Annotated in this window: 2 protein-coding genes; both read left to right on the forward strand. The window is 75.2% G+C overall.

What is annotated here, in order from left to right:
• The first annotated feature begins 102 nt into the window (after nucleotides 1-102).
• Nucleotides 103-540: a transposase gene (locus HMPREF1316_RS07790; protein WP_051332968.1), complete on the forward strand. Its 438-nt coding sequence runs from the start codon at nucleotides 103-105 to the stop codon at nucleotides 538-540.
• A gap of 7 nt (nucleotides 541-547) precedes the next feature.
• Nucleotides 548-1,189, forward strand: a complete 642-nt coding sequence (locus tag HMPREF1316_RS13285) for a transposase (protein ID WP_051332969.1) — start codon at nucleotides 548-550, stop codon at nucleotides 1,187-1,189.
• The last annotated feature ends 29 nt before the right edge of the window (nucleotides 1,190-1,218 follow it).

Below are 1,218 nucleotides of genomic sequence, written 5' to 3' on the forward strand. Positions count from 1 at the left end.
AACATGGCTCCCAAGCTCGCGCATAAGGGCAGCTAATTTGTGTCGCGCCCCCGTCGCACAATCGGTGCCGCAGGGCGAGGGCGTCGAGAGGGGCTGGGCGGCATGACGAGCATGAGCGCGCGGATGGTGGCGGCGGCGGACGGCGGCGACGGGGACCTCCTGTCCTGGGTCGCGAGGTACGGGGACGAGGCGTCGTGCGAGGAGGGGCTGATGCGGCTGCGCTTCCCGGGCGGCTGGGTCTGCCCGAGGTGCGGCAACCGCAGGTGCAGCCCCGTAGCGGGCAGGCCGAGGAAGCGGCAGTGCACCCGCTGCAGGCTCCAGTTCTCGGTGACCTCCGGGACCCCGATGCAGGGCTCGAGGCTGCCGCTGCCGAAGTGGTTCCTGGCGTTCCGGCTCGTCGCCGGCTCGAAGAGGGGCGTCTCGGCCGCCGAGCTGGCCCGCGCCCTGGGCACGAGCGAGACCACCGCGCGATACGTGGTCCTGAGGCTGCGCGGCGCGATGTCCGCCGGATTGGGGCGCCTTCGGCCGGGTCTCGGGTGAGGTCGAGGTGGACGACTTCTTCGTGGGGGCCGCGGCCGCAGGGACCGTGGGCGGGGGGACCACCAGGCAGCCGATGATCTGCGCGGTGTCGCGCGGCGGCCGGGGCGGCCCCGGGACGTGCGCCCTCAGGGTCGTCCCCGACGCGGCGGGCGGGGCGTACTCGCGCTTCGCCGAGGAGCACGTGGGGGTGCTCTCGCACGTCCGCGCCGACATGTGGCAGGGCGTCACCGCCGGCCTGCGCGGCTGGCCGGGGCTCGACCAGCGCCCGTTCGACGCGTCGGACCCGGCCTCCTCGCTCGCGCTCGTGCACCACGTGATATCGAACTCCAAGGCGTACGCCCTCGGCACCTTCCACGGGCTGTCGCGGGCGAGGCTGCAGGGCGTGTGCGACGAGTTCAGCTGGAGGCACTGCCACAGGGGCCCCGCGCCGGCGTCCGCGCTCGCCGCCGACGTCGCGGCCGCCCCGCACGTCCCCCGCGCCGAGCTCGAGGCCTCGTTCGGCCCGCAGCCCCGCGTCGCGAGCCCGAGGGCGCGCACGGGGGCGAGGGTCAGGCAGCGCGAGCGCGTCGAGGAGCTGCTGCGCGAGGCCGGGCCGGGCGACGGCCTGCTGGGGCTGCTCGACGACGGCTTCCGGGAGCGGAGGGAGTGAGGGGGTTATGCGCGAGCTTGGGGGCCATG

Origin of the sequence: Olsenella profusa F0195, from assembly GCF_000468755.1 — a bacterium.
Classification (GTDB): domain Bacteria; phylum Actinomycetota; class Coriobacteriia; order Coriobacteriales; family Atopobiaceae; genus Olsenella_F; species Olsenella_F profusa.

What these genes read in the sequence shown, in the direction of transcription:
- HMPREF1316_RS07790 (WP_051332968.1), top strand. Translation starts at nt 103, where the DNA reads ATGACGAGCATGAGCGCGCGGATGGTGGCGGCGGCGGACGGCGGCGAC.